General features: G+C 68.7%; 25 protein-coding genes. 14 read left to right on the top strand and 11 right to left on the bottom strand.

Features of this window, described 5'->3' with window-relative positions:
• Positions 1-3: 3 nt before the first annotated feature.
• From nuoI to BR31_RS0113795, 9 genes are all read right to left on the bottom strand, one after another.
• A complete protein-coding gene (gene nuoI, locus BR31_RS0113835; protein WP_027501489.1) occupies positions 4-540 on the bottom strand; it encodes an NADH-quinone oxidoreductase subunit NuoI in 537 nt (178 codons plus the stop codon).
• Positions 533-1849 (bottom strand): NADH-quinone oxidoreductase subunit NuoH, encoded by a 1317-nt coding sequence (nuoH, locus tag BR31_RS0113830; protein ID WP_027501488.1) that lies wholly within the window; start codon positions 1847-1849, stop codon positions 533-535. The genes nuoI and nuoH overlap by 8 nt, the downstream gene beginning before the upstream one ends.
• On the bottom strand, positions 1849-4254 hold the full coding sequence (locus BR31_RS0113825; protein WP_027501487.1) for an NADH-quinone oxidoreductase subunit G: 2406 nt from the start codon (positions 4252-4254) through the stop codon (positions 1849-1851). The genes nuoH and BR31_RS0113825 overlap by 1 nt, the downstream gene beginning before the upstream one ends.
• On the bottom strand, positions 4254-6413 hold the full coding sequence (gene nuoF, locus BR31_RS31105; protein WP_231496481.1) for an NADH-quinone oxidoreductase subunit NuoF: 2160 nt from the start codon (positions 6411-6413) through the stop codon (positions 4254-4256). Before nuoF ends, BR31_RS0113825 begins: the two co-directional genes overlap by 1 nt.
• A gap of 41 nt (positions 6414-6454) precedes the next feature.
• The gene (gene nuoD / locus BR31_RS0113815; RefSeq protein WP_027501485.1) at positions 6455-7753 is read right to left on the bottom strand and encodes an NADH dehydrogenase (quinone) subunit D; all 1299 of its coding nucleotides are present in this window, start codon (positions 7751-7753) and stop codon (positions 6455-6457) included.
• A complete protein-coding gene (locus BR31_RS0113810) occupies positions 7753-8472 on the bottom strand; it encodes an NADH-quinone oxidoreductase subunit C (RefSeq protein WP_051637399.1) in 720 nt (239 codons plus the stop codon). Before BR31_RS0113810 ends, nuoD begins: the two co-directional genes overlap by 1 nt.
• A 38-nt stretch (positions 8473-8510) precedes the next feature.
• Complete coding sequence (locus BR31_RS0113805; protein ID WP_027501483.1) at positions 8511-9074, bottom strand: NuoB/complex I 20 kDa subunit family protein; 564 nt, start codon at positions 9072-9074, stop codon at positions 8511-8513.
• A 63-nt stretch (positions 9075-9137) separates the two neighbouring features.
• A complete protein-coding gene (locus BR31_RS0113800) occupies positions 9138-9506 on the bottom strand; it encodes an NADH-quinone oxidoreductase subunit A (protein ID WP_027501482.1) in 369 nt (122 codons plus the stop codon).
• Between the two features lie 289 nt (positions 9507-9795).
• Positions 9796-10212: an Rv3143 family two-component system response regulator gene (locus BR31_RS0113795; protein ID WP_027501481.1), complete on the bottom strand. Its 417-nt coding sequence runs from the start codon at positions 10210-10212 to the stop codon at positions 9796-9798.
• Positions 10213-10396: 184 nt separating this feature from the next.
• On the opposite strand from BR31_RS0113795, the gene BR31_RS0113790 reads away from it, so the two are divergent.
• From BR31_RS0113790 to BR31_RS0113760, 7 genes are read left to right on the top strand one after another with little or no spacing between them, the layout of a single operon-like run.
• The gene (locus BR31_RS0113790) at positions 10397-10699 is read left to right on the top strand and encodes an urease subunit gamma (RefSeq protein WP_027501480.1); all 303 of its coding nucleotides are present in this window, start codon (positions 10397-10399) and stop codon (positions 10697-10699) included.
• Between the two features lie 9 nt (positions 10700-10708).
• Positions 10709-11023 (top strand): urease subunit beta, encoded by a 315-nt coding sequence (locus tag BR31_RS0113785; protein ID WP_027501479.1) that lies wholly within the window; start codon positions 10709-10711, stop codon positions 11021-11023.
• Positions 11020-12741 carry an urease subunit alpha gene (locus tag BR31_RS0113780; RefSeq protein ID WP_027501478.1) on the top strand — a complete coding sequence of 574 codons (1722 nt, stop codon included), beginning with the start codon at positions 11020-11022 and terminating at the stop codon, positions 12739-12741. The genes BR31_RS0113785 and BR31_RS0113780 overlap by 4 nt, the downstream gene beginning before the upstream one ends.
• Before the next feature lie 16 nt (positions 12742-12757).
• The gene (locus BR31_RS0113775; protein ID WP_027501477.1) at positions 12758-13396 is read left to right on the top strand and encodes an urease accessory protein UreF; all 639 of its coding nucleotides are present in this window, start codon (positions 12758-12760) and stop codon (positions 13394-13396) included.
• 51 nt (positions 13397-13447) lie between these two features.
• Positions 13448-14125: an urease accessory protein UreG gene (gene ureG, locus BR31_RS0113770; protein WP_027501476.1), complete on the top strand. Its 678-nt coding sequence runs from the start codon at positions 13448-13450 to the stop codon at positions 14123-14125.
• Positions 14126-14129: 4 nt separating this feature from the next.
• Positions 14130-14801: an urease accessory protein UreD gene (locus tag BR31_RS0113765; RefSeq protein WP_027501475.1), complete on the top strand. Its 672-nt coding sequence runs from the start codon at positions 14130-14132 to the stop codon at positions 14799-14801.
• Complete coding sequence (locus tag BR31_RS0113760) at positions 14798-15148, top strand: ArsR/SmtB family transcription factor (protein WP_027501474.1); 351 nt, start codon at positions 14798-14800, stop codon at positions 15146-15148. The genes BR31_RS0113765 and BR31_RS0113760 overlap by 4 nt, the downstream gene beginning before the upstream one ends.
• Here BR31_RS0113760 and BR31_RS0113755 read toward each other — a convergent pair.
• Positions 15145-16554, bottom strand: a complete 1410-nt coding sequence (locus tag BR31_RS0113755; RefSeq protein WP_027501473.1) for an NAD(P)/FAD-dependent oxidoreductase — start codon at positions 16552-16554, stop codon at positions 15145-15147. The genes BR31_RS0113760 and BR31_RS0113755 overlap by 4 nt on opposite strands.
• Positions 16555-16777: 223 nt before the next feature.
• Here BR31_RS0113755 and gdhA point away from each other — a divergent pair, with 223 nt between their 5' ends.
• The gene (gene gdhA / locus BR31_RS0113750) at positions 16778-18127 is read left to right on the top strand and encodes an NADP-specific glutamate dehydrogenase (RefSeq protein ID WP_027501472.1); all 1350 of its coding nucleotides are present in this window, start codon (positions 16778-16780) and stop codon (positions 18125-18127) included.
• Here gdhA and BR31_RS0113745 read toward each other — a convergent pair.
• Positions 18120-18911, bottom strand: a complete 792-nt coding sequence (locus BR31_RS0113745; protein WP_027501471.1) for a helix-turn-helix domain-containing protein — start codon at positions 18909-18911, stop codon at positions 18120-18122. The two genes, gdhA and BR31_RS0113745, sit on opposite strands and share 8 nt — an antisense overlap.
• A 133-nt stretch (positions 18912-19044) precedes the next feature.
• Between BR31_RS0113745 and BR31_RS0113740 the strand changes: the two genes are divergently transcribed.
• The 6 genes from BR31_RS0113740 to BR31_RS0113715 all read left to right on the top strand — a co-directional run bounded on the left by BR31_RS0113740 (position 19045) and on the right by BR31_RS0113715 (position 24988).
• Complete coding sequence (locus BR31_RS0113740) at positions 19045-19407, top strand: nuclear transport factor 2 family protein (RefSeq protein ID WP_027501470.1); 363 nt, start codon at positions 19045-19047, stop codon at positions 19405-19407.
• 179 nt (positions 19408-19586) lie between these two features.
• Positions 19587-20771: a Nickel transporter NicT gene (locus BR31_RS28600; protein WP_051637394.1), complete on the top strand. Its 1185-nt coding sequence runs from the start codon at positions 19587-19589 to the stop codon at positions 20769-20771.
• 66 nt (positions 20772-20837) lie between these two features.
• Positions 20838-21167, top strand: a complete 330-nt coding sequence (locus tag BR31_RS0113730) for a hydrogenase maturation nickel metallochaperone HypA/HybF (RefSeq protein WP_027501469.1) — start codon at positions 20838-20840, stop codon at positions 21165-21167.
• A 3-nt stretch (positions 21168-21170) separates the two neighbouring features.
• The gene (gene hypB / locus BR31_RS0113725) at positions 21171-21977 is read left to right on the top strand and encodes a hydrogenase nickel incorporation protein HypB (protein ID WP_027501468.1); all 807 of its coding nucleotides are present in this window, start codon (positions 21171-21173) and stop codon (positions 21975-21977) included.
• 134 nt (positions 21978-22111) lie between these two features.
• Positions 22112-23167, top strand: coding sequence for an NADH-quinone oxidoreductase subunit B family protein (locus BR31_RS0113720; protein WP_027501467.1), 1056 nt, complete (start codon positions 22112-22114; stop codon positions 23165-23167).
• A 24-nt stretch (positions 23168-23191) separates the two neighbouring features.
• Entirely contained in the window at positions 23192-24988 is a 1797-nt protein-coding gene (locus BR31_RS0113715) for a nickel-dependent hydrogenase large subunit (protein WP_027501466.1), read from the top strand.
• Positions 24989-25007: the final 19 nt, after the last annotated feature.

Genomic DNA, 25007 nt, shown 5'->3' with positions numbered 1-25007 from the left:
CGGTCACGGCTGCGACCCCCCTTCCTCGGTGGTGTCTTCGGAGAGCGTGCCGAGGTAGTAGTCCTTGTCGGTGCTCCCCGGCTGCATCGGGTGTGGCGGCGGGGTCATCCCGGGCTCGAGCGGCGCCAGCAGGCGATCCTTGTCGTAGATCAGCCCGGCGCGGTTGTCGTCGACCATCTCGTAGTCGTCGGTCATGGTCAGCGCCCGGGTCGGGCACGCCTCGATGCACAGACCGCATCCGATGCACCGCAGGTAGTTGATCTGGTACACGCGGCCGTATCGCTCGCCGGGCGAATAGCGTTCGGACTCGGTGTTGTCCGCGCCCTCCACATAGATGGCGTCGGCGGGGCAGGCCCAGGCGCAGAGCTCACACCCGATGCACTTCTCCAGCCCGTCCTCGTAGCGGTTGAGCTGATGCCTGCCGTGGAAGCCGGGGGCGGTCGGCGACTTCTCCTCGGGATAGAACTCGGTGTTCGGTTTCTTGAACATCGTCTGGAAGGTCACGCCGAATCCTGATAGGGGACCTAGGAACTCAACCATCGTCGCCCTCCTGGGTGGTGGCCCCCGTGGAAACCGGGGTGCGGTGGAACGCGGGCAATCTCTGGCCCGGTAGCGGCGGAACCGGGAAACCGCCTGCCATGGGGTCGAACGGTTCCGGGGCGGGCGGCGCGGTCGGGCCCGCGGTCACCGGCGGTGCGGGCTTCGGCGTGGACCGGCGCCGGCGCCACAGCAGTCCGAGCGCGACCAGTGCGACGACCGTCCCCGCGCCGAAGAGGAAGACCTGCAGGGAGCCGTACCCCTCGTTCCGTAGGGTCCGCATCGCGGCGACCACCAGGACCCAGACCAGTGCGGCGGGGATCAGGATCTTCCAGCCCAGGTTCATGAACTGGTCGTAACGCAGCCGGGGCAGCGTCCCGCGCAACCAGATGAACACGAACAGGAAGCCCCAGACCTTGGCCGTGAACCACAGCAGGGGCAGCCATCCGGAATTCGCGCCGTCCCACATGTTCAGCGGCCACGGGGCGTGCCAGCCGCCGAGGAACAGTGTGGTGGCCAGCGCCGAGACGGTCGCCATGTTGATGTACTCGGCGAGCATGAACATGGCGAAGCGGAGCGAGGAGTACTCGGTGTGGAAGCCGCCGACCAGTTCGCCCTCGGCCTCGGGGAGGTCGAACGGCGCGCGGTTGGTCTCGCCGACCATCGAGGTGGCGTAGATGAGGAACGAGGGCAGCAGCAGGAAGACGTACCAGGTACCTTCCTGCGCGGCGACGATGCCCGAGGTGGCCATCGTGCCCGCCCACAGGAAGACCGCGGCGAAGGCCAATCCCATCGCGACCTCGTACGAGATGACCTGCGCCGTCGAGCGCAAGCCGCCCAGCAACGGGTAGGTCGAGCCCGACGCCCACCCGGCGAGCACGATGCCGTACACGCCGACCGAGGTGACCGCGAGGATGTACAGGACCGCGACCGGTAGGTCGGTGAGTTGCAGCGGAGTCCGATGCCCGAGGATCGACACCTCGGGACCGAACGGGATCACGGCGAAGGCCATGAAGGCAGGCACCACCGCGATGATCGGTGCCAGCAGGTAGACCGGCCTGTCCACGCCACTCGGGACGATGCCCTCCTTGAGCGCCAGCTTGATGCCGTCGGCCAGGCTCTGCAGGGTGCCCTTCGGACCGACCCGGTTGGGCCCCACCCGCATCTGCATCCAGGCCAGCACCTTGCGTTCGACGAGGATCGCCAGCAACGGGGTCAGGACGAGGAAGACGAAGACCGCAAGGGCCTTGCCGAGCACGAGCCACCACGGATCGTGCCCGAACGCCGAAAGGTCGGTGTATCCCGTGTCCATCACCGCTCCGTTTCGGTTGTCGCGGAGTGGATGCGGACGAGGCCGCCTGGGAGGGTGGCGAGCTCACGGAACACCGCGGACCCGGGGGAGTTCATGGGCAGCCACACCACCCGGTCCGGCAGGTCCGTGATGGCCAACGGCAAGGTGATCGATCCCCGCTCGGTGCTGACGGTCACCGGATCCCCCTCGGCGGAGCCGATCTCGGCGGCGCTGGCAGCGGACAGACGCAGCACGGGTGTGCGTGCGGTCCCCGCGAGGTGCGGCTCCCCGTCCTGCATGCGGCCGGAGTCCAGCAGCATTCGCCAGCCCGCCAGCACCGCCTCACCCGGGCCCGGTTTCGCCTGCTCCGCGGGCGCGACGTCCGGCGGGGCAGGGGGCGCACCGTCCCACGGTCCGAGCCGCGCGAGTTCGGCGCGCGCGGCCGCGGCATCGGGCAGGCCGAGCGGCGTGCCCATCCTGTCGGCGATGGCGTCCAGCACCCGCTGGTCGGGCATGGCGCCGACGCCGGGGAGCGCGGCGCCGAAAACGCGGGGGCGCCCCTCCCAGTTGAGAAAGGTGCCGGGCTTCTCCGCAACAGGGGCGACGGGAAACACCACGTCGGCGCGTTCGGTGACCTCGCTGCGGCGCAGCTCCAGGCTGACCACGAAGCCGGCCGCCTCGATCGCGGCCAGGGCGGCCCGCGGGTCGGCGAGATCGCCCGGCTCCACCCCGCCGACCACCAGCGCTCCGAGCCGGCCCTCCCGCGCGGCGGCGAGAATGTCGGCGGAGTCACGTCCCCGCGCCGCAGGCAGATCCGTGACGCCCCACGCCCGTGCCACCTGCCCGCGTGCGACGTCATCGGCGACCGGCCTGCCGCCGGGCAGCAGGTGTGGGAGGGCGCCGGCCTCGAGCGCGCCCCGGTCGCCTGCCCGGCGGGGTACCCACACCAGCCGCGCCCCGGTCCGATCTGCGAGCCGGATCGCGGCGGACAGTGCGCCGGGAAGGGCCGCCAGGCGCTCGCCGACCATGATCACGGCGCCGGGCGCTCGCAGGAGCTCCGACCCCGACAGCGAGCCGAGTGCCGCGGCCTCGCCGCCAGGTGCTGTCCTGAGCAGTCGGCCCGACATCTTCGCCAGACCGCGGCTGGCGTACGGCGCGACCGACTGGACCACGAGGGCGCCCCGCCGTGCCGCCTTCCGCAGTCGCAGGTAGACGATCGGTGACTCCTCCTCGGGCTCGAACCCGACGAGCAGCACGGTCGGCGCGTTCTCCAGGTCGCGGTAGGACACGGTCACCCGATGGCGGGCGGCCAGGAAGTCGGCCTCCTCCGCGGAGTGCGGCCTGCTGCGGAAGTCGATGTCGTTGGTGCCGAGCACCACCCGCGCGAACTTCGCGTAGGCGTAGGCGTCCTCGAGGGTGGACCGGCCGCCCACCAATACCCCTGAACCGCCCCTGGCGGTGCTCAGACCGCGTGCCGCCGCTGCCAAGGCTTCCGGCCATGAGGCGGGCACCAGCGTGCCGTCGTCGGCGCGGACCATCGGTGTGGTGATGCGATCCGGGGCGGTGGCATAGGTGAACGCCCACCTGCCCTTGTCGCAGTTCCATTCCTCGTTGACCTCTGGGTCGTCGCCAGCCATCCGGCGCAACACGGTGCCGCGCCGATGATCGGTGCGCAGGTCACAGCCGCTGGCGCAGTGTTCGCAGGCGCTCGGGCTCGACACCAGGTCGAACGGCCTTGCGCGGAACCGGTATGCGGCGCCGGTGAGCGCGCCGACCGGGCAGATCTGCACTGTGTTGCCCGAGAAGTAGGACTCGAACGGTTCCTTGGCGTAGATGCCGACCTGCTGCAGTGCGCCCCGCTCCAACAACTCGATGAACGGGTCGCCTGCGATCTGCTGGGAGAAGCGGGTGCACCGGGCGCACAGCACGCACCGTTCCCGGTCGAGCAGGACCTCGGAGGACAGCGGAATCGGTTTGGGGAAGGTGCGTTTGACCCCGCCGAACCGTGATTCGGTCCTGCCGTTGGACATCGCCTGGTTCTGCAGCGGGCACTCGCCGCCCTTGTCGCAGACCGGGCAGTCGAGCGGATGGTTGATCAGCAGCAGCTCCATCACGCCCCGTTGCGCCTTGTCAGCGACGGGCGAGGTGAGCTGCGTGCGGATCGCCATGCCGTCCGTGACGGTCGTGGTGCACGAGGCGAGCGGCTTGCGCTGGCCCTCCACGTCGACAAGGCACTGGCGGCAGGCGCCGACCGGGTCGAGCAGCGGGTGGTCGCAGAACCGGGGGATCTGGATGCCGACCATCTCCGCGGCGCGGATCACCAGTGTTCCCTTGGGAACCGCGATCGGGACTCCGTCGATGGTGGCCGACACGAGCTCCTCGGGGACCGGCAGCTCCGCCGCGTCGCTGTTCGTGTTCACCGTCATCAGATGTGTCCTCTCGGATCGAGAGTGGACCGGTCCGGATCGAAGGGGCATCGGCCGAGCTCGAAGTGCGCCAGGTACTCGTCGCGAAAGTGCTTGATGGAGGACATGATCGGGCTGGCGGCGCCGTCGCCGAGGGCGCAGAACGACTTCCCGAGGATGCTGTCGGAGATGTCGAGCAGCTTCTCCAGGTCCGCCTCGGTGCCCTCGCCTGCCTCCATGCGTTCGAGGATCTGGACCAGCCAGTAGGTGCCCTCGCGGCAGGGGGTGCACTTGCCGCAGGACTCGTGCTCGTAGAACTCGGTCCAGCGCAGCACGGCTCGGACCACGCAGGTGGTCTCGTCGAAGATCTGCAGTGCCTTGGTGCCGAGCATCGAGCCCGCTGCCGCGACGTGTTCGTAGTCCAGCGGGACGTCCAGGTGATCGGCGGTGAAGAGGGGAGTCGACGACCCTCCCGGGGTCCAGAACTTGAGCGAATGGCCTTCCCGTACACCGCCCGAATACTCGAGCAACTCGCGCAGGGTGATGCCGAGCGGCGCCTCGTACTGTCCGGGCCGGGCGACATGGCCGGAGAGGGAGTAGAGGGTGAAGCCGGGGGATTCCATGCTGCCCATGGATCGGAACCACTGCGGTCCACGCAGGATGATCGGTGGGACGCTCGCGATCGACTCGACGTTGTTGACCACGGTCGGGCTCGCGTACAGGCCGGCCACCGCAGGGAACGGCGGGCGCAGCCGGGGTTGCCCGCGGCGGCCCTCCAGCGAATCGAGCAGTGCCGTCTCCTCGCCGCAGATGTAGGCCCCCGCGCCCGCGTGCACCACCAACTCCAGGTCGTAGCCGGAGCCGAGGATGTCCCTGCCGAGATACCCCGCGTCGTAGGCCTCGGCCACCGCGGCCTGCAGTCGACGCAGCACCGGCACGACCTCGCCCCGCAGGTAGATGAAGGCGCGGCTCGAGCGGATGGCGTACGCCGCGATGATCACGCCCTCGACCAGAGCATGCGGCGTGGCCAGGATGAGCGGCATGTCCTTGCAGGTGCCGGGCTCGGACTCGTCGGCGTTCACGACCAGGTAGTGCGGCTTGGCCGCGTCCTGGCCTTGGGGGATGAACCCCCATTTGGTGCCGGTGGGGAACCCGGCACCCCCGCGCCCGCGCAGACCGGAGTCCTTCACCGTCCCGATCACCTGGTCGGGGTCCATGCGCAGGGCCTTGTCCAGGGCCCGGTAGCCGTCGTGACGGCGATAGGTGTCCAGCGTCCAGGACCTCGGGTCGTCCCAGTACCGGCTCAGCACCGGGGACAACGTGGTGGGGGAGGTGGTCGGCTCCTGTACAGCGTCGACCAGCGGCCGATCGGTCTCATCGGGGGAGGCGGCGGGTTCCGGCAACGGCGCGGCGACGGGTGCCGCCATCCCCAGCTCGCGGGCGATCCGCAGACCGACGACGGTGGGACCACCCGCGCCGCCACCCGACTCGAGCGCGCCGGGCCGGGTGTCCGGGAACCCGGCGAGGATCCGTGCGGTCTCCCGGAAGGTGCACAGCGGGGCGCCCCTGGTCGGGGTCACCTCGTCGCCCGCCGCAAGGTCGTCGACGAGCGCTCTGGCCGAATCCGGGGTCTGGTTGTCGAAGAACTCCCAGTTCACCATCACGACAGGGGCGAAGTCGCACGCCGCGTTGCACTCGATGCGTTCGAGCGTGATCTTGCCGTCGCCGGTGGTGTCACCGTTGCCGACGCCGAGATGCTCCTCGAGCGCGGCGGCGATCGCGTCGCCGCCCATGATCGCGCAGAGCGAGTTGGTGCAGACCCCGACGTGGTAGTCGCCGGTCGGATTGCGCCGGTACATGGAGTAGAACGTCGCCACCGCGGTGACCTCGGCCCCGGTGAGGCCGAGTCGCGTTGCGCAGAACTCGATTCCGGCAGGGGTGAGGTAGCCGTCCTCGGCCTGGACCAGGTGCAGCAGTGGCAGCAGCGCCGAACGTGCCTCTGGTGCCGCGCTCGTCTCGCCGTACCGCGCGATGATCTCCGCCGCGTCCGCCGCCAACCGGGCGTGGACGTCGGGCGGGTAGGCCTCGCGGGCACCCGGCCGGACCAGCTGCCCCTTCTCGTCCGGACGCGGCCCGAGCTCGAGGAAGACCGGACCGGCGGCACCGGGTGGCCCGCTCACGGAGATGTTTGTCGCGCGCTCGTCGCCTCGTCCCTGCAACATCAGCGATCAGCTCCGCCCATGACCGGATCGATGCTGGCGACCGAGGCGATGACGTCGGACACCATCCCGCCCTCACACATGGCCGCCACGGCTTGGAGATTGGTGAACGAGGGATCCCGGTAGTGGACCCGGAACGGGCGGGTGCCGCCGTCGCTGACCATGTGCACGCCCAGCTCGCCCCTGGGGGACTCGACCGCGATGTACACCTGCCCCGGCGGTACCCGGAGCCCCTCGGTGACGAGCTTGAAATGGTGGATCAGCGATTCCATCGAGGTCCCCATGATCTTGCGAATGTGCTCGGGGGAGTTGCCCAGTCCGTCGCTGCCGAGGGCGAGATCGGCGGGCCAGGCGATCTTCTCGTCCGCGACCATGACGGGGCCCGGCCGCAGTCGGTCGAGACACTGTTCGACGATCTTCAACGACTCCGACATCTCGTCGACCCGGATCCGGTAGCGCCCGTAGCAATCGCTGCGGGAGTCGGTGACGACGTCGAACTCGTAGTCCTCGTAGCCGCAGTAGGGTGCGCTCCTGCGCAGGTCGTGGGGCAGGCCGGTGGCCCGCAGCACCGGACCCGTGATGCCGAGCGCCATGCAGCCGGTCAGGTCGAGATGGCCGATGCCCTCGGTGCGGGCCTTCCAGATCGCATTGTCGCTGAGCAGCAACTCGATGTCCCGCAGTCGTTTCGGCATGATCACGAGCAGCTCGCGGATCTTCTCGACCGCGCCGGGCGGTAGGTCCCTGACGAGGCCGCCGGGACGGATGTATGCGTGGTTCATCCGCAGTCCGGTGATCACCTCGAAGACATCGAGGATCAGCTCGCGCTCGCGGAACCCGAAGAGCATCGGGGTGATCGCGCCCAGCTCCATCCCGCCGGTTGCCAGTGCCACCAGGTGGGAGGAGATCCGGTTGAGCTCCATCAGCATCACCCGGATGACGTTGGCCCGCTCCGGGATCTGGTCGGTGATGTCGAGGAGCTTCTCCACCCCGAGGCAGTACGCGGTCTCGTTGAAGAACGGTGACAGGTAGTCCATCCGGGTGACGAAGGTGACGCCCTGCATCCAGTTCCGGTACTCGAGGTTCTTCTCGATCCCGGTGTGCAGGTAGCCGATTCCGCAGCGCGCCTCGGTGACCGTCTCGCCCTCGATCTCGAGGATGAGGCGGAGGACCCCGTGTGTGGACGGGTGCTGCGGGCCCATGTTGACGACGATGCGTTCGGCGCCGGCGGTTCCGGCGGTGGATGAGACGACCTCGTCCCAGTCCTGTCCCGTGACGGTGAGGTTCTGTCCGGTCTCGTTCATCAGCTGTACGCCCTCCGCTCGTCCGGCGGTGGCACCTGCGCGCCCTTGTACTCGACGGGGATGCCGCCGAGGGGGTAGTCCTTGCGCTGCGGGTGGCCCCGCCAGTCGTCCGGCATCTCGATCCGGGTCAGCGAGGGGTGGCCGTCGAAGACGATGCCGAAGAAGTCGTAGGTCTCCCGCTCGTGCCAGTCGTTCGTCGGGTACACCGCATACAGCGACGGGACGTGCGGATCATCGTCGGGTACCGACACTTCGAGCCGGATGAGGCGGCCGTGGGTGATCGACCGGAGCGGGTAGACCGCGTGCAGTTCCCGGCCGGTGTCCTGCGGATAGTGCACGCCGTTCACGCCGAGGCACAGCTCGAATCGGAGGTCGGGCTCGTCGCGCAGGGTCCGCGCGACCAGCGGTAGGTGCGATCGCCGGACGTGGAAGGTCAGCTCGTCCCGGAAGACGACGACCTTCTCGATCGCCGCTTCGAACGGCGTGCCCGCCTCGGTGAGCGCCGCCGCGAGGGCGTCCGCGACCTCGTCGAAGTAGCCGCCGTACGGACGAGGCGCGCTGCCGGGCACGGTGACCGGGCGAACCAGCCGGCCGTAGCCGGAGGTGTCCCCGCTGCCGCGCACCCCGAACATGCCGCGGCGCACATCGATCAGCTCCTCGTCCTCGGGGTGCGCCGATGGCACTGCGCCCTCCGGGCCCGCAGTCGCCTCCGCGTCGATCCGCCGGACATCGTCGTCGCGGTCGCCTTCCTCGTGGGTCACCGGAGCAGACCCCCGGGGGTGCCGAGATCGAACGTCGGGGTTGACGCCAGTGCGGCCTGCTCGGCGGCCCGCACCGCCTCCTCGCGGTTGGCGCCCAACGGCATCTGCTGGATCTTCTCGTGCAGCGTGATGATCGCGTTCAGCAGCATCTCCGGCCGCGGTGGGCACCCGGGCAGGTAGATGTCCACGGGAACGACGTGATCGACGCCCTGCACGATCGCGTAGTTGTTGAACATGCCGCCCGAGGAGGCGCACACCCCCATGGCCAGCACCCACTTGGGTTCGACCATCTGGTCGTAGATCTGACGGAGGACCGGGGCCATCTTCTGGCTGACCCGGCCCGCGACGATCATCAGATCCGCCTGCCGCGGCGAGGCGCGGAACGCCTCCATCCCGAAGCGGGCGAGGTCGTAGCGCCCCGACGTGGTGGCCATCATCTCGATCGCGCAGCAGGCGAGGCCGAAGCTCGCCGGCCAGAGGGAGCCCTTGCGGGCGAACCCAGCCAGCCCCTCGACCGTGCTCAGCAGGAAGCCGCTCGGCAGTTTCTCCTCGAGACCCATCTCGTTACTCTTCTCGCTTCGGATTTCGCTTGAGATCGATTCCGGCACTACACGAACGGGCGCTCAATCCCAGCTCAGACCGCCTCGGCGCCACTCGTACACGTAGGCGACGGCAACGTTGAAGATGAACAGCGCCATCGCGCCGAGACCGAAGAGGCCGAGTGCGTCGAAGTGCACGGCCCAGGGATAGAGGAACACGATCTCGATGTCGAAGATGATGAAGAGCATCGCCGTCAGGTAGTACTTCACGGGGATGCGCTGGCCTGGGGCCCGGCCCGCCGGCTGCTGCATCGGGTCGATGCCACACTCGTACGCCTCGAGTTTGGCCCTGTTGTACCGCTTCGGGCCGACGATCGATGCCACGATCACCGAGAAGATCGCGAATCCCGTTGCGATCGCTCCGAGTACGAGGATCGGCACATAGACGTTCATGCCGGGTGAGCTCCCCTCTGTGCGAGCCTGGCCGTCCGGTTCCGGACGGTCGTTCCAGCACGCGCGCGGGATCGATGCGGCAGTCGATCTCGGACCGACTCGTCGGTCCGACTTGCCAGGCTCGCCCCATGCCACGCTCCTCAGATCCAGAAGCACTTCCCGCGCGATCACTCCGGCCGAACGAGCCGCACTATCCCGACTCTGGTCGATGTGAGCTAAATCTCACCCTACCGGTCTGGGGAGTTCGCGCCGGGTGGTTCGCGGGCGTGTCCGGCGGCGAACCGCGGAGCTACGCGGAGCCGCGCAGGAGCGCGACGACGGCCTCGGCGAGGCGGAGCGGGTCGATCGGCCGCGGCACGGAGGCCTCGGCCCGTGACCAGTTGGCCAGCCAGGCGTCGTCGGGCCTGCCGGTCAGCACCAGGATCGGCGGGCAGTCGCGGATCTCGTCCTTCAACTGCTTGGCGATACCCATTCCGCCGACGGGGGTCGCCTCCCCGTCCAGGACGGCCAGGTCGATGCCGCCCGCGTCCAGGTGCCCGATCACGACGGGTCCCGTCGCCACCTCGAGGTACTCCAGCTCCGGTAGGTCCGGATGGGGCCGCGTCCCGAGCGCGCTGATGACCTGGGCGCGGGTGTTCGCGTTGTCGCTGTACACGAGCACGCGCAACACGACTGGCGGGCTGGTGGGTTCCGTCGCCTCGGTCACGTGCTCGATGCTACTGGCGATCCGCTCTCGCGGGCCGTCGCTGCGTCGAGAGAGGCGTGTTGCCTGCATGTTTCGGTCTTCTTACAGCCACGTCAACCGGCCGGGGAGGCGGCGGATGCCCCCGGTCCGCGTGGCACCATTGCCCCTCCGGGCGCACCCGCCCGGCACATGACGAGGAGGACGGATGCGCCTGTCGCCCCACGAGCAGGAACGGCTGCTGCTCAGCTACGCCGCCGAACTCGCCAGGCGTCGCAGGGGCAGGGGCCTGCTCCTCAACCATCCCGAGGCGGTCGCCATCATCACCGACCACCTGCTCGAGGGTGCGAGGGACGGCCGCACCGTCGCCGAGCTGATGGCGTCCGGTCGCGAGGTGCTCGGTCGCGAGGACGTGATGGAGGGTGTGCCCGAGATGCTCGCCGACGTCCAGGTCGAGGCCACCTTCCCGGACGGCACCAAACTCGTGACCGTCCACCATCCGATCGCATAGGAGCAGCAGATGATCCCCGGTGAAATCCTCTGCGCCGACGGCGAGATCGAGCTGAATCCCGGCGCGCCGCGGACCGAGCTAGAGGTGCTCAACGTCGGCGACCGGCCGGTCCAGGTCGGCAGTCACGTGCACTTCCCCCAGGCGAACGCGGCGCTGCAGTTCGATCGGGAGACCGCGCACGGGCTCCGTCTCGACATCCCCGCGGGCACCGCCGTCCGCTTCGAACCGGGGCTGGGCCAGCGTGTGAGCCTGGTCCCGATCGGCGGCACCCGTGAGGTCCACGGCCTGGATCTGGCCGCTCCGGGAAAGCTGGACTGCCGATGACCTCGCTGAGCAGGCCCCGCTATGCCGCGCTGTTCGGACCCACCACCGGCGACCGGATCCGGTTGGCCGACACCGACCTGTTCATCGAGATCACCGAGGACCGCTCGGGCGGTCCGGGGCTGGCAGGCGAGGAGGCCGTCTTCGGTGGCGGCAAGGTTCTCCGCGAGTCCATGGGGCAGGGCCGTGCCACCCGCGCCGAGGGGGCGCCCGACACCGTCATCACCGGGGTGGTTGTTCTCGATCACTGGGGAATCATCAAGGCGGACGTCGGGATCCGGGACGGCCGGATCGTCGCGCTCGGCAAGGCAGGCAATCCGGACACCATGACCGGTGTGCATCCCGATCTGGTGGTCGGACCCTCCACCGAGATCATCGCGGGCAACGGACGGATCCTCACCGCGGGCGCGATCGACTGCCACGTGCACTTCATCTGCCCGCAGATCATGGAGGAAGCGCTCGGCGGCGGCATCACCACGCTGATCGGCGGCGGCACCGGCCCGGCCGAGGGGTCGAAGGCCACCACCGTCACGCCCGGCGCCTGGCACCTGTCGCGGATGCTGGAGGCGCTCGACGGGTGGCCGATGAACATCGCGCTGCTCGGCAAGGGCAACACCGTCAGCGCGGAGTCCATGTGGGAGCAGTTGCGGGGCGGCGCTTCCGGATTCAAGCTGCACGAGGACTGGGGCTCGACCCCGGCGGCGATCGACGCCTGCCTGTCCGTCGCCGATGCGGCGGGTGTCCAGGTCGCGCTCCACTCCGACACGCTCAACGAGGCGGGCTTCGTCGAGGACACCCTCGCGGCGATCGCGGGCCGCGGGATCCACGCGTACCACACCGAGGGGGCGGGAGGCGGGCACGCGCCGGACATCATCACCGTCGCCGCGCAGGGTCACGTGCTGCCCAGCTCGACCAACCCGACCCGTCCGCACACGGTGAACACCCTCGACGAGCACCTGGACATGCTCATGGTGTGCCACCACCTCGACCCGTCCATCCCCGAGGATCTGGCCTTCGCGGAGAGCCGGATCCGGCCGTCGACCATCGCGGCGGAGGACCTGCTGCACGACATGGGCGCCATCTCGATGATCGGCAGCGATGCGCAGGCGATGGGCCGGATCGGTGAGGTGGTGCTGCGCACGTGGCAGTCGGCGCACGTGATGAAGCGCCGGATCGGGGCCCTGCCCGGCGACGGCGCGGCGGACAACAACCGGGCCAGGCGCTACGTGGCCAAGTACACGATCTGCCCGGCGATCGCGCACGGGCTGGACGCCGAGATCGGGTCGGTGGAGGTGGGCAAGCTCGCCGACCTGGTGCTCTGGGAGCCCGCGTTCTTCGGGGTCCGTCCGCACGCCGTGATCAAGGGCGGCGCGATCGCCTGGGCCGCGATGGGCGACGCCAACGCCTCGATCCCGACCCCGCAGCCGGTGCTGCCGAGGCCCATGTTCGGCGCCGCTCCGAAGGTGGCGGCGGCGACCTCGGTGCACTTCGTTGCGCCGCAGGCGATCGAGGACGGGCTGGCCGATCGGCTGAACGTGGACCGCAGGCTGGTGCCGGTTCTCGACGTCCGCGCGCGGGGCAAGGCGGACATGCCGCTCAACGACGCGCGGCCCCACATCGAGGTGGACCCCGACACGTTCACCGTGCGGATCGACGGGCAGGTGTGGCGCGAGCAGCCCGCCACCGAACTGCCGATGGCCCAGCGGTACTTCCTGTTCTGATGGCGGTGCGCACGAGATGAGCTCGAGACTGGCGAACCTGCTGGCGTTGGCCGATTCCCGGCTGCCGACCGGAGGGCACGTGCACTCCGGGGGAGTCGAGGAGGCCATCGCCTGCGGGCTGGTGCGGGACCTCGCGACGCTCGACGCCTACCTGCGCAGGCGGATCCGCAGCACCGGGCTGGTCGCCGGGTCCATCGCCGCCGCGGTGTGCGCGGGCGCGCTCGACCCCGCACAGGCCGACACGGAGACCGACGCACGGACCCCTTCCCCTGCGGGACGTGCCGCGTCCCGGGCGCAGGGCCGGGGGCTGCTGCGGCTGTCCAAACACGTGTGGCCCGAACACGACTGGTCGGTTCTCGGCACCCGCCCGCACCTGGCGGTGGCGTCCGGCCGGGCCGCGCGGGTATGCGGGATGAGCGAGACCGAGGCCGCGATGGTCCTCGTCTACACGACGATGACGGGGTCCGCGATCGCCGCGCAGCGCCTGCTCGCCCTCGACCCGGCCGACGTCGCGGCCTGCACCTTCGCGCTCTCCGAGCTGTGCGACCGGACCGCGGATCTCGCCGCCACCGGGCTCGCCGACCTGTCCGACCCCGTGCTCGACCTCGTCGCGCAGGCGCACCTGGACCGCGAACGCCCACTGTTCGCCTCGTGACCTCCCCGACGCCCCAACACCCGAGAACCGCACCACCAGAAGGAGATCGACATGCCCCCGCACCTGATCGACGGCGAACCGCATCACCACACGCACGACCGGCCCAAGCGGGTACGCACGGCGGGGGAACCGCTGCGGGTCGGTATCGGCGGGCCGGTCGGATCCGGCAAGACCGCGCTGGTCGCCGCGCTCTGTCGTGAGCTGCGCGACGAACTGTCGCTCGCGGTGCTCACCAACGACATCTACACCACCGAGGACGCGGACTTCCTCCGCAGGCATGCCGTGCTGCCCGACGAGCGGATCACCGCGGTGCAGACCGGTGGCTGCCCCCACACCGCGATCCGCGACGACATCACTGCGAATCTCGACGCGATCGACGACCTGATCGAGGCGAACCCGCCCTTGGACCTGATCCTCGTCGAATCCGGCGGCGACAACCTCACCGCGACCTTCTCCTCGGGGCTGATCGACGTGCAGATCTTCGTGGTGGACGTGGCGGGCGGTGACAAGGTCCCGCGCAAGGGTGGACCCGGCGTGACGTTCTCGGACCTGCTGGTCGTCAACAAGACCGATCTCGCCCCGCTGGTCGGAGCGGACCTGACCGTGATGGAGACCGACGCGGCCCGGGTTCGCGAGGGCAGGCCGACGGCGTTGATCTCGCTGACCGCCGACCCGGCGGCGACCCCGGTGCTGGCCTGGGTGCGCGAGCAGCTGGCCGGGGCGGTCTGACCGGGTGCACACCGCGCTGACCATCGTCGCCGAGCGGGGCCGCACCCCGCGGATCCGGGCGAGCGGGGGACTGGCCGCCCGGATCACCGGGCCCGACACCGTGCACCTGATCTCCGCGGCGGCGACGCCGCTCGGCGGTGACCACCTCGAGATCGTCCTGCGCGTCGGACCGGGTGCGAGCCTGACGGTGCGCACCGTCGCAGCGGCGCTCGCGCTGCCCGGCGCCGACGAGCTGGTCTCGACGGCGCGCTGGGACGTCCGGGTGGACCACGATGCGGAGCTGCTGCTCGACCCCGAGCCCATGGTGGTCGCGGCGGACGCGGAGCACCGGACCCATACCCGCCTCGAGCTGACGTCCACGTCGCGGGTGACGGTGCGCGAGCGGGCACAGATCGGGCGCACCGGCGAGCAGGGCGGGCGCTGGTCGGGCGCGCTGCACGCGGACCTGGACGGGCTGCCGCTGCTGCGGCACCGGTTGGAGCTGGGCGCGGGGACGGTTGGCCACGACCTGTTGGACGCGCCGATGGCGGTCCAGAGCGAACTGGTGTTCCCGGACGCGCGGCCCGCGGTGGTCGAGCGGCAGGGCGCGGGTGGGTCGTGGGTGCGGATGCCCCTGGCGGCAGGCGGCAGTCTCGGGACCCGACTCGGCCGCGCGTTGGCTACGGTGAACCCATGACCGGTACCCCGCCCGCATTCGACCCGGAACAGGTCGCGCAGGCCCGCGCCGCCGTCGAGGCGGTGCCGGATCTACCCGAGTGGGTACGCCGGTTCGAGCTGCTCGGCGACCCGACCCGGCTCCGGATCCTGCTCGGCCTGCACCGCGCCCCCGGCATCTACGTTTCCGATCTGGCGGCGGCGCTCGACATGAGCACCACGGCCGTCTCGCACGCACTTCGGCTGCTGCGCAATCAGGGCTGGGTCGCGGTGCGCCGCGACGGCAAGAAGATGAGCTACTCGCTCGACGACGAGGTCGTGCACCGGATGCTGCACGACCTCGGCGCCACCCACGCGCACAACGGTTAGCCGGCCTTCTCCCGCTCCTCGCCGGTCGAGACGGCAAGCGGGTCGCCGATCAGACCGGCATCCTTGGCCCGCTCGTAGTCCTGCAACAGGTCGATGGCGTTGCGCGCGAACACCTGCTGCTCCGTCGAGGCCATCTGCGCGCGTCCGCGGCCGAGGAAGCTGACGGTCCAGGACAGGATCGTGGAGAATTTGCTGCGGAAGCCGACCAGGTACATCAGGTGGATCACCAGCCAGGCGACCCAGCCGATGAATCCGCTGATCTCCAGCTTGCCGACCTTCGCGACGGCGCTGAACCGGGAGATGGTCGCCATCGAGCCCTTGTCGAAGTACTTGAAGGGGTGCCGTGTCTCGGGGGCCTCACCCGCGACGGTGGCCTTGATCTGCTTGGCGGCGTACTTGCCGCCCTGCATCGCGACCTGCGCCAGTCCCGGCAGGTTGTCGAGCGACATCATGTCGCCGATGACGTAGACGTTGGGGTACCCGGGCAGCGAGAGGTCGGGGTTGACGTGGACGCGGCCTGCTCGGTCGATCTCGGCGCCGGACTGCGCCGCCAGCTGCTTGCCGAGCGGGCTGGCCTGCACGCCGGCGGACCACACCTTGCACTGGGAGTCGATGCGGCGCTCGGTGCCGTCCTTCTCCTTGACGACCAGGCCGTCGACGTCGACGTCGGTGACCATCGCGTTGAGCTGGATCTCGATGCCCAGCTTCTCGAGCCGCGCGGCCGCCTTCTCGCTGAGCTTGCCGCCGTAGACGGGGAGCACCGCAGGGGCGCCGTCGAGCAGGATCACCCGTGACTCGCGGGAGTCGATGCTCCTGAAGGCGCCGTTGAGGGTGCGATGGGCAAGCTCGGCGATCTGGCCCGCCAGTTCGACGCCGGTGGGACCAGCGCCGACCACGACGAAGGTGAGCAGCCGGGCGCGCTCCTCCGGGTCATGGGAGAGCTCGGCCTGCTCGAAGGCGCCGAGGATGCGGCCGCGCAGTTCGAGGGCGTCGTCGATGGTCTTCATGCCGGGCGCGAACTCGGCGAAATGGTCGTTGCCGAAGTAGGACTGACCGGCGCCTGCGGCGACGATCAGGCTGTCGAACTCGGTGACCGTTTCTCGTTCGAGCAGCCGCGAGGTCACGGTCTTGGCCTCGAGGTCGATCTCGAGCACGTCGCCGAGCAGCACCTGGGTGTTCTTCTGCTTGCGCAGGACAAGGCGGGTCGCGGGGGCGATGTCACCGACCGAGAGGATGCCGGTCGCCACCTGATAGAGCAGCGGCTGGAACAGGTGGTGGGTGGTGCGAGCGATGAGGGTGACGTCGACGTCGGCGCGTTTGAGTGCCTGCGCACTGAACAGCCCGCCGAAACCGGAACCGATGATCACGACGCGATGGCGGCGCGATTCCACCGTCTGGATGCTCATTGACGCTCCTCCGCAGATCTTCGATGACGAATCTCACGGTAGTCCCAGGCCCACCTCCCGTCCCGGCAAGTCAGGTCCACGCCCACCCGTGTCGCGCCCGCGGCGCGGTGTGGGATCGGTCACCCCGGCGACGGGGATCACGGAGACCCGCATGTAACGGTGAGGAAGTCTTGTGATTGTCTTTACTTTCCATCCCTGCAGATCAATGAGGAGGGCGGCCGCTGTGAGTGGGCATGTCCGTGAGCGCGTCGACAAGTACTTCGAGGAAGTTGTCCGTCGCAACGCCGGTGAGCCGGAGTTCCACCAGGCCGTCGCCGAGGTCTTCGAATCGCTCACGGTGGTCCTGGAGCGGCACCCGAACTACGCCGACGGCGCGCTGATCGAGCGGCTGTGCGAGCCGGAGCGCCAGATCATCTTCCGGGTGCCGTGGACCGACGACAACGGCAACGTGCACGTCAACCGCGGATTCCGGGTGCAGTACAACAGCGTGCTCGGCCCCTACAAGGGTGGCCTCCGCTTCCACCCGAGCGTCAACCTCGGCATCGTGAAGTTCCTCGGTTTCGAGCAGATCTTCAAGAACGCGCTGACCGGACTGCCGATCGGCGGCGGCAAGGGCGGCTCCGACTTCGACCCCAAGGGCCGCTCCGACGCCGAGATCATGCGGTTCTGCCAGTCGTTCATGACCGAGCTGCACCGGCACATCGGTGAGTACACCGACGTGCCCGCAGGCGACATCGGCGTCGGTGGCCGCGAGATCGGTTACCTGTTCGGCCAGTACAAGCGGCTGACGAACTCCTACGAGTCCGGCGTCCTCACCGGCAAGGGCCTGACCTGGGGCGGCTCGCAGGTGCGCAAGGAGGCGACCGGCTACGGCGCCGCCTACTTCGTCGCCGAGATGCTCAAGACGGCCGGCACCAGCATGGACGGCAAGCGGGTCGTGGTCTCCGGTTCCGGCAATGTCGCGATCTACGCGATCGAGAAGGTGCACCAGCTCGGTGGCACCGTGGTGGCCTGCTCGGATTCGGCCGGCTACATCGTGGACGAGCGCGGGATCGACCTGGAACTGCTCAAGGAGATCAAGGAGGTCCGGCGCGGCCGGATCTGCGACTATGTCGACACGGTCCCCTCGGCCACATATGTTGCGGGCGGATCGATCTGGGACGTGCCCTGTGAGGTCGCAATTCCGTCCGCGACCCAGAACGAGCTCGACGAGAAGGCCGCGCTGACCCTGGTGGAGAACGGCGTCAAGGTCGTCGCCGAGGGCGCGAACATGCCGACCACCCCCGAGGCGCTCAAGGTGCTGCGCGGCGCGGGCGTCGCGTTCGCCCCCGGCAAGGCCGCGAACGCGGGCGGCGTGGCGACCTCGGCACTGGAGATGCAGCAGAACGCCTCTCGCGACTCCTGGCACTTCGACTACACCGACGAGCGGCTCTCGAAGATCATGTCGGACATCCACGGCCGCTGCGTGGCGACCGCGGAGGAGTACGGCAAGCCGGGCGACTACGTCCTCGGCGCGAACATCGGCGGCTTCGTCAAGGTGGCGGACGCGATGCTCGCGATGGGCGTCATCTGACGCCCTCGGCGAGCGCCGTGGCGGTCGGCGCGTCGGCGGGGTAGAAGGTCTCGATCGCCAGTTCGGCGACCGTGACGTCCATCGGCGTGCCGAACACCGTGGTGGTGCTGAGAAATGCCAGTTCGCCTCCCGGCGTGGCGAATCGGAGCGGCACCACCAGGGCGTCCCGGTCGTGGTCGGTCGGCGCGTCGGCACCCGGGTAGGTCGACAGTTCGTCGGCCAACGCGGCGAGGAACGGGTCCCCGGTGGTGGCGATCTGGTGGTCGAGCCGGTGCAGGAGGTGGCTGCGCCACTGGCCGAGATTGACGATCCGCGGCGCCATGCCCTCCGGGTGCAGGCTCAATCGCAGCACGTTGACGGGCGGTTCGAGCAGGTGGAGCGCGCATCCCTCGGTGAAGGTCGCGACCGCGGAGTTGCCGTCGATCATGTTCCAGTGGCGGTCGACGACGACCGCGGGGGCAGGCAGGTGCGCACCGAGTATCGCGGCGATCGCGTCGGCCACCGCGGCCATCGGCACGTCGGAGAGCTGGTGCTCGGGGTAGGCGGGGGCATAGCCGCCCGCCAGCAACAGTGAGTTCCGCTCCCGCAGCGGGATCTCGAGCTGTTCGCTGAGCTTGAGCAGCATCGCCCTGGTCGGCCGGGACCTGCCGGTCTCGAGGAAGCTCACGTGACGGGCCGAGACCTCGGCCCTCGACGCGAGGTCCAGCTGACTCAGCCTGCGTCGCTCGCGCCAACGTCGGAGCAGGGCGCCGACCGGCTGATCGGCCTCGATGAGGGTGGTCATGAGGCAACACTAGGGCGGCCCGGGAAGCGTCGCCATTACCTCGGAGGTAATCGACGCGGCGCACCGCGACGGTCAGAGTTGTGTTCCGACGGCGGCCGAGGCGGCCACCGCGACATCCGACAGGAGTGACGACATGACCTTCGAAAACCTTGCGGCCCAGTACATCGCGGTGTGGAACGAGACGGACGCGGACCGGCGCCGCGCCGCGATCGACGCGTTGTGGGCGCCCGACGGCCGGTATGTGGACCCGATGGCCGCGGCCTCCGGCCGGGCCGAGATCGACGCCACCATCGGCGCCGTCCAGCAGCAGTTCGCCGGGATGAGCTTCCGGCTCAACGGGCCGGTCGACGGTCACCACGACCAGGCGAGGTTCGGCTGGCAGCTCGGGCCCGCGGGCGCGGAGGACCTGATCGAGGGGTTTGACGTGATCGAGCGCGATGCGGACGGCCGGCTGATCCACGTGCTCGGCTTCCTCGACAAGGTGCCGTCCGCCTAGCGGGACGTCCCCACACACCTTCTGCCGTCAGCACACCCCCTTTGCGCGTGCAATGGGGGTGTGCTGACGTGAACGGGCGTGCGTCCGAAACCGCCGGTCCGGGGCTTCAAATGAACAACTGAGCAGGCGTACGCTGAGTGACGGCATCGGCTCGGTTCTCGCGCCCATCGAGGAACGTCATGACCGTGACATCCCGCTTTGCACGCACCGGACTGGCGGGCGCATGGCGAGACCTCGACCGCGGTGAGCGACACAGCCTCGTCGGCATGGCGGTCACGGTGCTCGCCCTCAACATCATCGGCTGGGGTGTGCTGTTCGCCTTCGTCGTTCCCGGGCATTACACGGTGCACGGCTCCGCGTTCGGCGTCGGGCTCGGTGTCACCGCGTACACGCTCGGGATGCGGCACGCCTTCGACGCCGATCACATCGCGGCCATCGACAACACCACGAGGAAGCTCGTCGCGGAGAACAAGAAGCCGATGTCGGTCGGATTCTGGTTCTCCCTCGGGCATTCCACGATCGTCTTCGTCCTCGTGGCCCTGCTGGCGTTCGGGGTGCAGGAGCTGGCCGCCAGCCTGTCCGACGACAACTCCGACCTCGAGCGGTGGACGGGGCTGTTCGGCACCCTGGTCTCGGGAACCTTTCTGCTGCTCATCGGCCTGCTCAACCTGATGTCGTTGATCGCGATCCACCGGGTCTTCCGCGAGATGAGGAGGGGTGCCTACGACGAGGCGCGGCTGGAGCGAGAACTGGACAACCGCGGAGCCCTCAACAGGGTGCTCAAGCCCGTGGTCGCCGCGGTCCGCGCGCCGTGGCACATGTACCCGGTCGGCCTGCTCTTCGGGATGGGTTTCGACACGGTCACCGAGGTGGGGCTGCTGGTCATCGCCGGTGGCGCGGCCGCGACCGGGCTGCCCTGGTACTCGATCCTGGTGTTGCCGATCCTGTTCTGCGCGGGCATGTCGCTGTTCGATTCGATCGACGGTTCGTTCATGAACTTCGCGTACGGCTGGGCGCTGGCCCGGCCGCTGCGCAAGATCTACTACAACCTCGTGGTCACGGGGTTGTCGGTGGTGGTGGCGATGCTCATCGGCGCGCAGGAGATCATCTCGATCCTCACCGCGAAGTTCGACATCACCGACGGGGTGCTCGGGTGGATCGGCGGACTCGACCTCGGGGCGATGGGGTTCATCATCGTCGGGCTGTTCGTCGGCACCTGGCTGACCGCGGTGCTGGTGTGGCAGTACGGCGGCGTGCAGGCGCGCTGGGAGTCCGGGCTCGCGGCGGCGGTGCCGCCAGAGCGAACGGCGGCGGTGCCGCCAGAGCGAGCGGCGGCGCCCGAGACGGCGGCGTCAGCCGAGTGACGAACCGTTGTGCCGTCGGTGGTCGCGTCCTAGGGTGAGTTCCACCGAGGCCGGAGCGAGGCCGTCATGCACGAGATGTCGATCACCCAGAGCGTCGTCGACGCTGTGTGTGAGCGTGCGGCCGGCCGGCGGGTGCGGCGGGTCACGATCGAGGTGGGGACGCTCTGCGCGGTGGTGCCCGATTCGATGCAGTTCTGTTTCGAGCTGGCGACCGAGGGCACCGTGATGGAGGGCGCCAGCCTGGAGATCGATCAGCCGCCGGGCCGGGCGCACTGTCGAGGCTGCGGGGCGGATTTCGAGCTGACCGATCTCGTGGTGCTGTGCCGTTGCGGGAGCGCGGACGTGGAGATCCTCTCGGGCAGGGAACTGCGGATCATGTCGATGGAAGTGAGCTGAACTATGTGTGCAACATGCGGATGCGGCGACCACGCGGGTGCGGTGATCACGGTGCCCCACGGCCACGCCGATCACGACCATGCTCATCCACACGACCCTGCGCACTCACACGATCATGTCCACCCGCACGACCATCATGACGATCATCCGCATGAACACCTGCCTCAGACCGAGACGATCTCGCTCGAGCAGAAGGTGCTCGCGAAGAACGACCTGCTCGCGCAGGAGATTCGGGAGTGGCTGGCCGCCCGCGACATCCTCGCCTTCAACGTGACGAGTTCGCCGGGCGCGGGCAAGACCACTTTGCTCGAGCGAACCATCCGTGAACTCGGCGGCGGGCGACCGATCTCCGTCATCGAGGGCGACCAGGAGACATTGCTCGACGCCGAACGGATCAAGGCAACGGGATGTTCGGTGGTGCAGGTCAACACCGGTGCCGGCTGTCACCTCGACGCCGAGATGATGCGGCGTGCGCTCGACACGCTGGACCCGCCCTCCGGGTCGTTGCTGTTCGTGGAGAACGTCGGCAACCTCGTCTGCCCCGCGCTGTTCGATCTCGGTGAGCGCAGCAAGGTGGTCGTGATCTCGGTGACCGAGGGGTCGGACAAGCCGCTCAAGTACCCGCACATGTTCGCGGCCGCGGGGCTGGTGATCATCAACAAGACCGATCTGTTGCCCTACGTCGACTTCGATCTCGAGGAGTGCTCGAGACACGCGCGGTCGGTGAATCCGGACGTCCAGATCGTGCCGGTGTCGGCCAAGTCGGGCGAGGGCGTAATCGATTGGTACACATGGATTGCCGCGCAGTAGGAACGCCGTGACGAATCTGCGACCGTTGACAGCGTCGTTCCCGCGGGTGTAGACCGTGAGAAGCGTCATACAAGTGGGCCGAGGGTCGACTCCGATGACGTAGGGGCACAGCCCTGCCCCGGAGAGCGGCACTGATGCCAACGGAGGCGGCAGTCAAAGCCGAAGAAACGTTGATCCACGTGCTGTGGATCAACGCGGGTCTCAGTTGTGATGGCGATTCGGTGGCACTGACTGCTGCCACCCAGCCCAGCATCGAGGAGATCGCCCTCGGTGCCCTTCCGGGCCTGCCGAAGATCGCCGTCCACTGGCCCCTTATCGATTTCGAGTGTGGGTCGGCCGGTGGTGCCGACGACTTCCTCGAGTGGTTCTGGAAGGCCGATCGCGGCGAACTCGAACCGTTCGTGCTGGTGGTCGAGGGATCGATCCCGAACGAGAAGCTGCACGACGAGGGTTACTGGTGCGGCTTCGGGAGTGACCCGGCCACCGGACAACCCGTGACGACGAGCGAGTGGCTCGATCGTCTCGCGCCGAAGGCGACCGCGATCGTCGCGGCAGGAACCTGCGCGACGTACGGCGGGATCCACGCGATGGCGGGCAATCCCACCGGTGCGATGGGTGTGCCCGACTACCTCGGCTGGGAATGGAAGTCCAAGGCCGGGATCCCGATCGTCTGCGTGCCCGGATGCCCGATCCAGCCGGACAACCTGTCCGAGACGCTGACGTATCTGCTGTACATGGCGACCGATCAGGCCCCGATGATCCCGCTCGACGAGGCGTTGCGCCCGCAGTGGCTGTTCGGTGCCACGGTGCACGAGGGATGCGACCGCGGTGGCTACTACGAGCAGGGTGAGTTCGCGACCGAGTACGGATCGCCGACCTGCCTGGTGAAGCTCGGGTGCTGGGGTCCGGTGGTCAAGTGCAACGTCCCCAAGCGCGGCTGGATGAACGGACTCGGCGGATGCCCGAACGTCGGCGGCATCTGCATCGGGTGCACCATGCCCGGTTTCCCCGACAAGTTCATGCCGTTCATGGACGAGCCGCCCGGCGGCCTGGTCTCGAGCACGGCGTCGGGGCTCTACGGCTCCGTCATCCGCCGCCTGCGTCACGTGACCGGGAGGACGGTGGACAAGGAACCGCGGTGGCGAAATCCGGGTTCACAACTCGAAACGGGAGCAGTACGTACCTGGTAGCTCGACCTGTCGAGAGGCAATTCGATGACAGAGATCATCCCCGAGCCGTCGCACAAGCAGACGGACCCCGGCGGCCTCGTGGAGATGGCCTGGGATCCGATCACCCGCATCGTGGGCAGTCTCGGCATCTACACCAAGATCGACTTCGACAACCGAGAGGTGGTGGAATGCCACAGCACCTCGTCCATCTTCCGCGGCTACTCGTTGTTCATGAAGGGCAAGGATCCCCGCGACGCGCACTTCATCACGAGCCGCATCTGCGGCATCTGCGGTGACAACCACGCGACGTGTTCCTGCTACACGCAGAACATGGCCTATGGCGTGAAGCCGCCGCACCTCGGGGAATGGATCGTCAACCTCGGTGAGGCCGCCGAGTACATGTTCGACCACAACATCTTTCAGGAGAACCTGGTCGGCGTCGACTACTGCGAGAAGATGGTGTCGGAGACGAACCCCGGCGTGCTCGCCAAGGCCGAGAACACCCAGGCGCCGCGGGCGGGCGAACACGGGTATCGCACGATCGCGGACATCATGCGCTCGCTCAACCCGTTCACCGGCGAGTTCTATCGCGAGGCACTCCAGGTCAGCCGGGCCACCCGAGAGATGTTCTGTCTCATGGAGGGTCGGCACGTGCACCCGTCCACGCTGTACCCGGGCGGGGTCGGGACGGTGGCCACCATCCAGCTGATGACCGACTACATGACCCGGTTGATGCGGTACGTGGAGTTCATGAAGAAGGTCGTGCCCATGCACGACGACCTGTTCGACTTCTTCTACGAGGCGATTCCGGGATACGAGAAGGTCGGTCTGCGCCGGACGTTGCTCGGTTGCTGGGGCTCGTTCCAGGACCCCGAGCACTGCAACTTCGAGTACAAGGACATGACGAACTGGGGCAGGAAGATGTTCGTCACCCCAGGGGTCGTCGTCGACGGCAAGCTGGTCACCACCGATCTCGTCGACATCAACCTGGGCATCCGGATCCTGCTGGGGTCGTCGTACTACGACGACTGGAACGACCAGGAGACCTTCGTCAAGCAGGACCCGCTCGGCAATCCGGTCGACCGGCGTCACCCGTGGAACCAGCACACCAACCCGCAGCCGCAGAAACGCGACCTCGAGGACAAGTACAGCTGGGTGATGTCGCCCAGGTGGTTCGACGGCACCGACCACCTCGCGCTCGACACCGGTGGCGGGCCGCTGGCCCGCCTGTGGTCGACGGCGCTGGCCGGGCTCGTCGACATCGGCTACGTCAAGTCGACCGGCCGCAGCGTGCAGATCAACCTCCCGAAAACCGCGCTCAAGGGCCCGGTTTCGCTGGAGTGGAAGATTCCGGAGCACGGCAGCAACACGATCGAACGCAACCGTGCCAGGACCTACTTCCAGGCGTACGCGGCCGCCTGCGCGTTGCACTTCGCCGAGAAGGCCCTCGAGGAGATCCGGGCAGGGCGGACCAAGACCTGGGAGAAGTTCGACGTCCCGGACGAGGGCATCGGCTGCGGGTTCACCGAGGCGGTTCGCGGCGTGCTCTCCCACCACATGGTGATCAGGGACGGCAAGATCGCGAACTACCACCCCTATCCGCCGACCCCGTGGAACGCCAGCCCCCGCGACAGCCTCGGCACACCTGGGCCGTACGAGGACGCGGTGCAGGGGCAGCCGATCTTCGAGGAGAACGATCGAGATCACTTCAAGGGGATCGACATCATGCGGACCGTCCGCAGCTTCGACCCCTGCCTGCCCTGCGGCGTGCACATGTACCTCGGCGGCGGCAAGACGCTGGAGAAGCTGCACTCGCCGACGCAGTACTCGACCGGAGAGTGACGGTGAACGGCCCGGCGGC

The sequence above is a fragment of the Rhodococcus sp. UNC363MFTsu5.1 genome, assembly GCF_000686785.1.
In the GTDB taxonomy this organism is placed as follows: domain Bacteria; phylum Actinomycetota; class Actinomycetes; order Mycobacteriales; family Mycobacteriaceae; genus Rhodococcus_G; species Rhodococcus_G maanshanensis.
The sequence above is the reverse complement of the archived record's forward strand: the minus strand, read 5'-3'. Positions and strand labels throughout refer to the sequence as shown.

Coding starts and splice junctions, on each gene's coding strand:
- BR31_RS0113740 (WP_027501470.1), top strand. CDS start 19,045: ATGACCTTCGAAAACCTTGCGGCCCAGTACATCGCGGTGTGGAACGAG.
- BR31_RS0113730 (WP_027501469.1), top strand. CDS start 20,838: ATGCACGAGATGTCGATCACCCAGAGCGTCGTCGACGCTGTGTGTGAG.
- nuoH (WP_027501488.1), bottom strand. CDS start 1,849: ATGGACACGGGATACACCGACCTTTCGGCGTTCGGGCACGATCCGTGG.
- BR31_RS0113715 (WP_027501466.1), top strand. CDS start 23,192: ATGACAGAGATCATCCCCGAGCCGTCGCACAAGCAGACGGACCCCGGC.
- BR31_RS28600 (WP_051637394.1), top strand. CDS start 19,587: ATGACCGTGACATCCCGCTTTGCACGCACCGGACTGGCGGGCGCATGG.
- BR31_RS0113825 (WP_027501487.1), bottom strand. CDS start 4,254: ATGACGGTGAACACGAACAGCGACGCGGCGGAGCTGCCGGTCCCCGAG.
- BR31_RS0113760 (WP_027501474.1), top strand. CDS start 14,798: ATGACCGGTACCCCGCCCGCATTCGACCCGGAACAGGTCGCGCAGGCC.
- ureG (WP_027501476.1), top strand. CDS start 13,448: ATGCCCCCGCACCTGATCGACGGCGAACCGCATCACCACACGCACGAC.
- BR31_RS0113780 (WP_027501478.1), top strand. CDS start 11,020: ATGACCTCGCTGAGCAGGCCCCGCTATGCCGCGCTGTTCGGACCCACC.
- BR31_RS0113785 (WP_027501479.1), top strand. CDS start 10,709: ATGATCCCCGGTGAAATCCTCTGCGCCGACGGCGAGATCGAGCTGAAT.
- BR31_RS0113720 (WP_027501467.1), top strand. CDS start 22,112: ATGCCAACGGAGGCGGCAGTCAAAGCCGAAGAAACGTTGATCCACGTG.
- BR31_RS0113755 (WP_027501473.1), bottom strand. CDS start 16,554: ATGAGCATCCAGACGGTGGAATCGCGCCGCCATCGCGTCGTGATCATC.
- BR31_RS0113775 (WP_027501477.1), top strand. CDS start 12,758: ATGAGCTCGAGACTGGCGAACCTGCTGGCGTTGGCCGATTCCCGGCTG.
- BR31_RS0113745 (WP_027501471.1), bottom strand. CDS start 18,911: ATGACCACCCTCATCGAGGCCGATCAGCCGGTCGGCGCCCTGCTCCGA.
- BR31_RS0113790 (WP_027501480.1), top strand. CDS start 10,397: ATGCGCCTGTCGCCCCACGAGCAGGAACGGCTGCTGCTCAGCTACGCC.
- nuoI (WP_027501489.1), bottom strand. CDS start 540: ATGGTTGAGTTCCTAGGTCCCCTATCAGGATTCGGCGTGACCTTCCAG.
- BR31_RS0113800 (WP_027501482.1), bottom strand. CDS start 9,506: ATGAACGTCTATGTGCCGATCCTCGTACTCGGAGCGATCGCAACGGGA.
- hypB (WP_027501468.1), top strand. CDS start 21,171: ATGTGTGCAACATGCGGATGCGGCGACCACGCGGGTGCGGTGATCACG.
- nuoD (WP_027501485.1), bottom strand. CDS start 7,753: ATGAACGAGACCGGACAGAACCTCACCGTCACGGGACAGGACTGGGAC.
- BR31_RS0113805 (WP_027501483.1), bottom strand. CDS start 9,074: ATGGGTCTCGAGGAGAAACTGCCGAGCGGCTTCCTGCTGAGCACGGTC.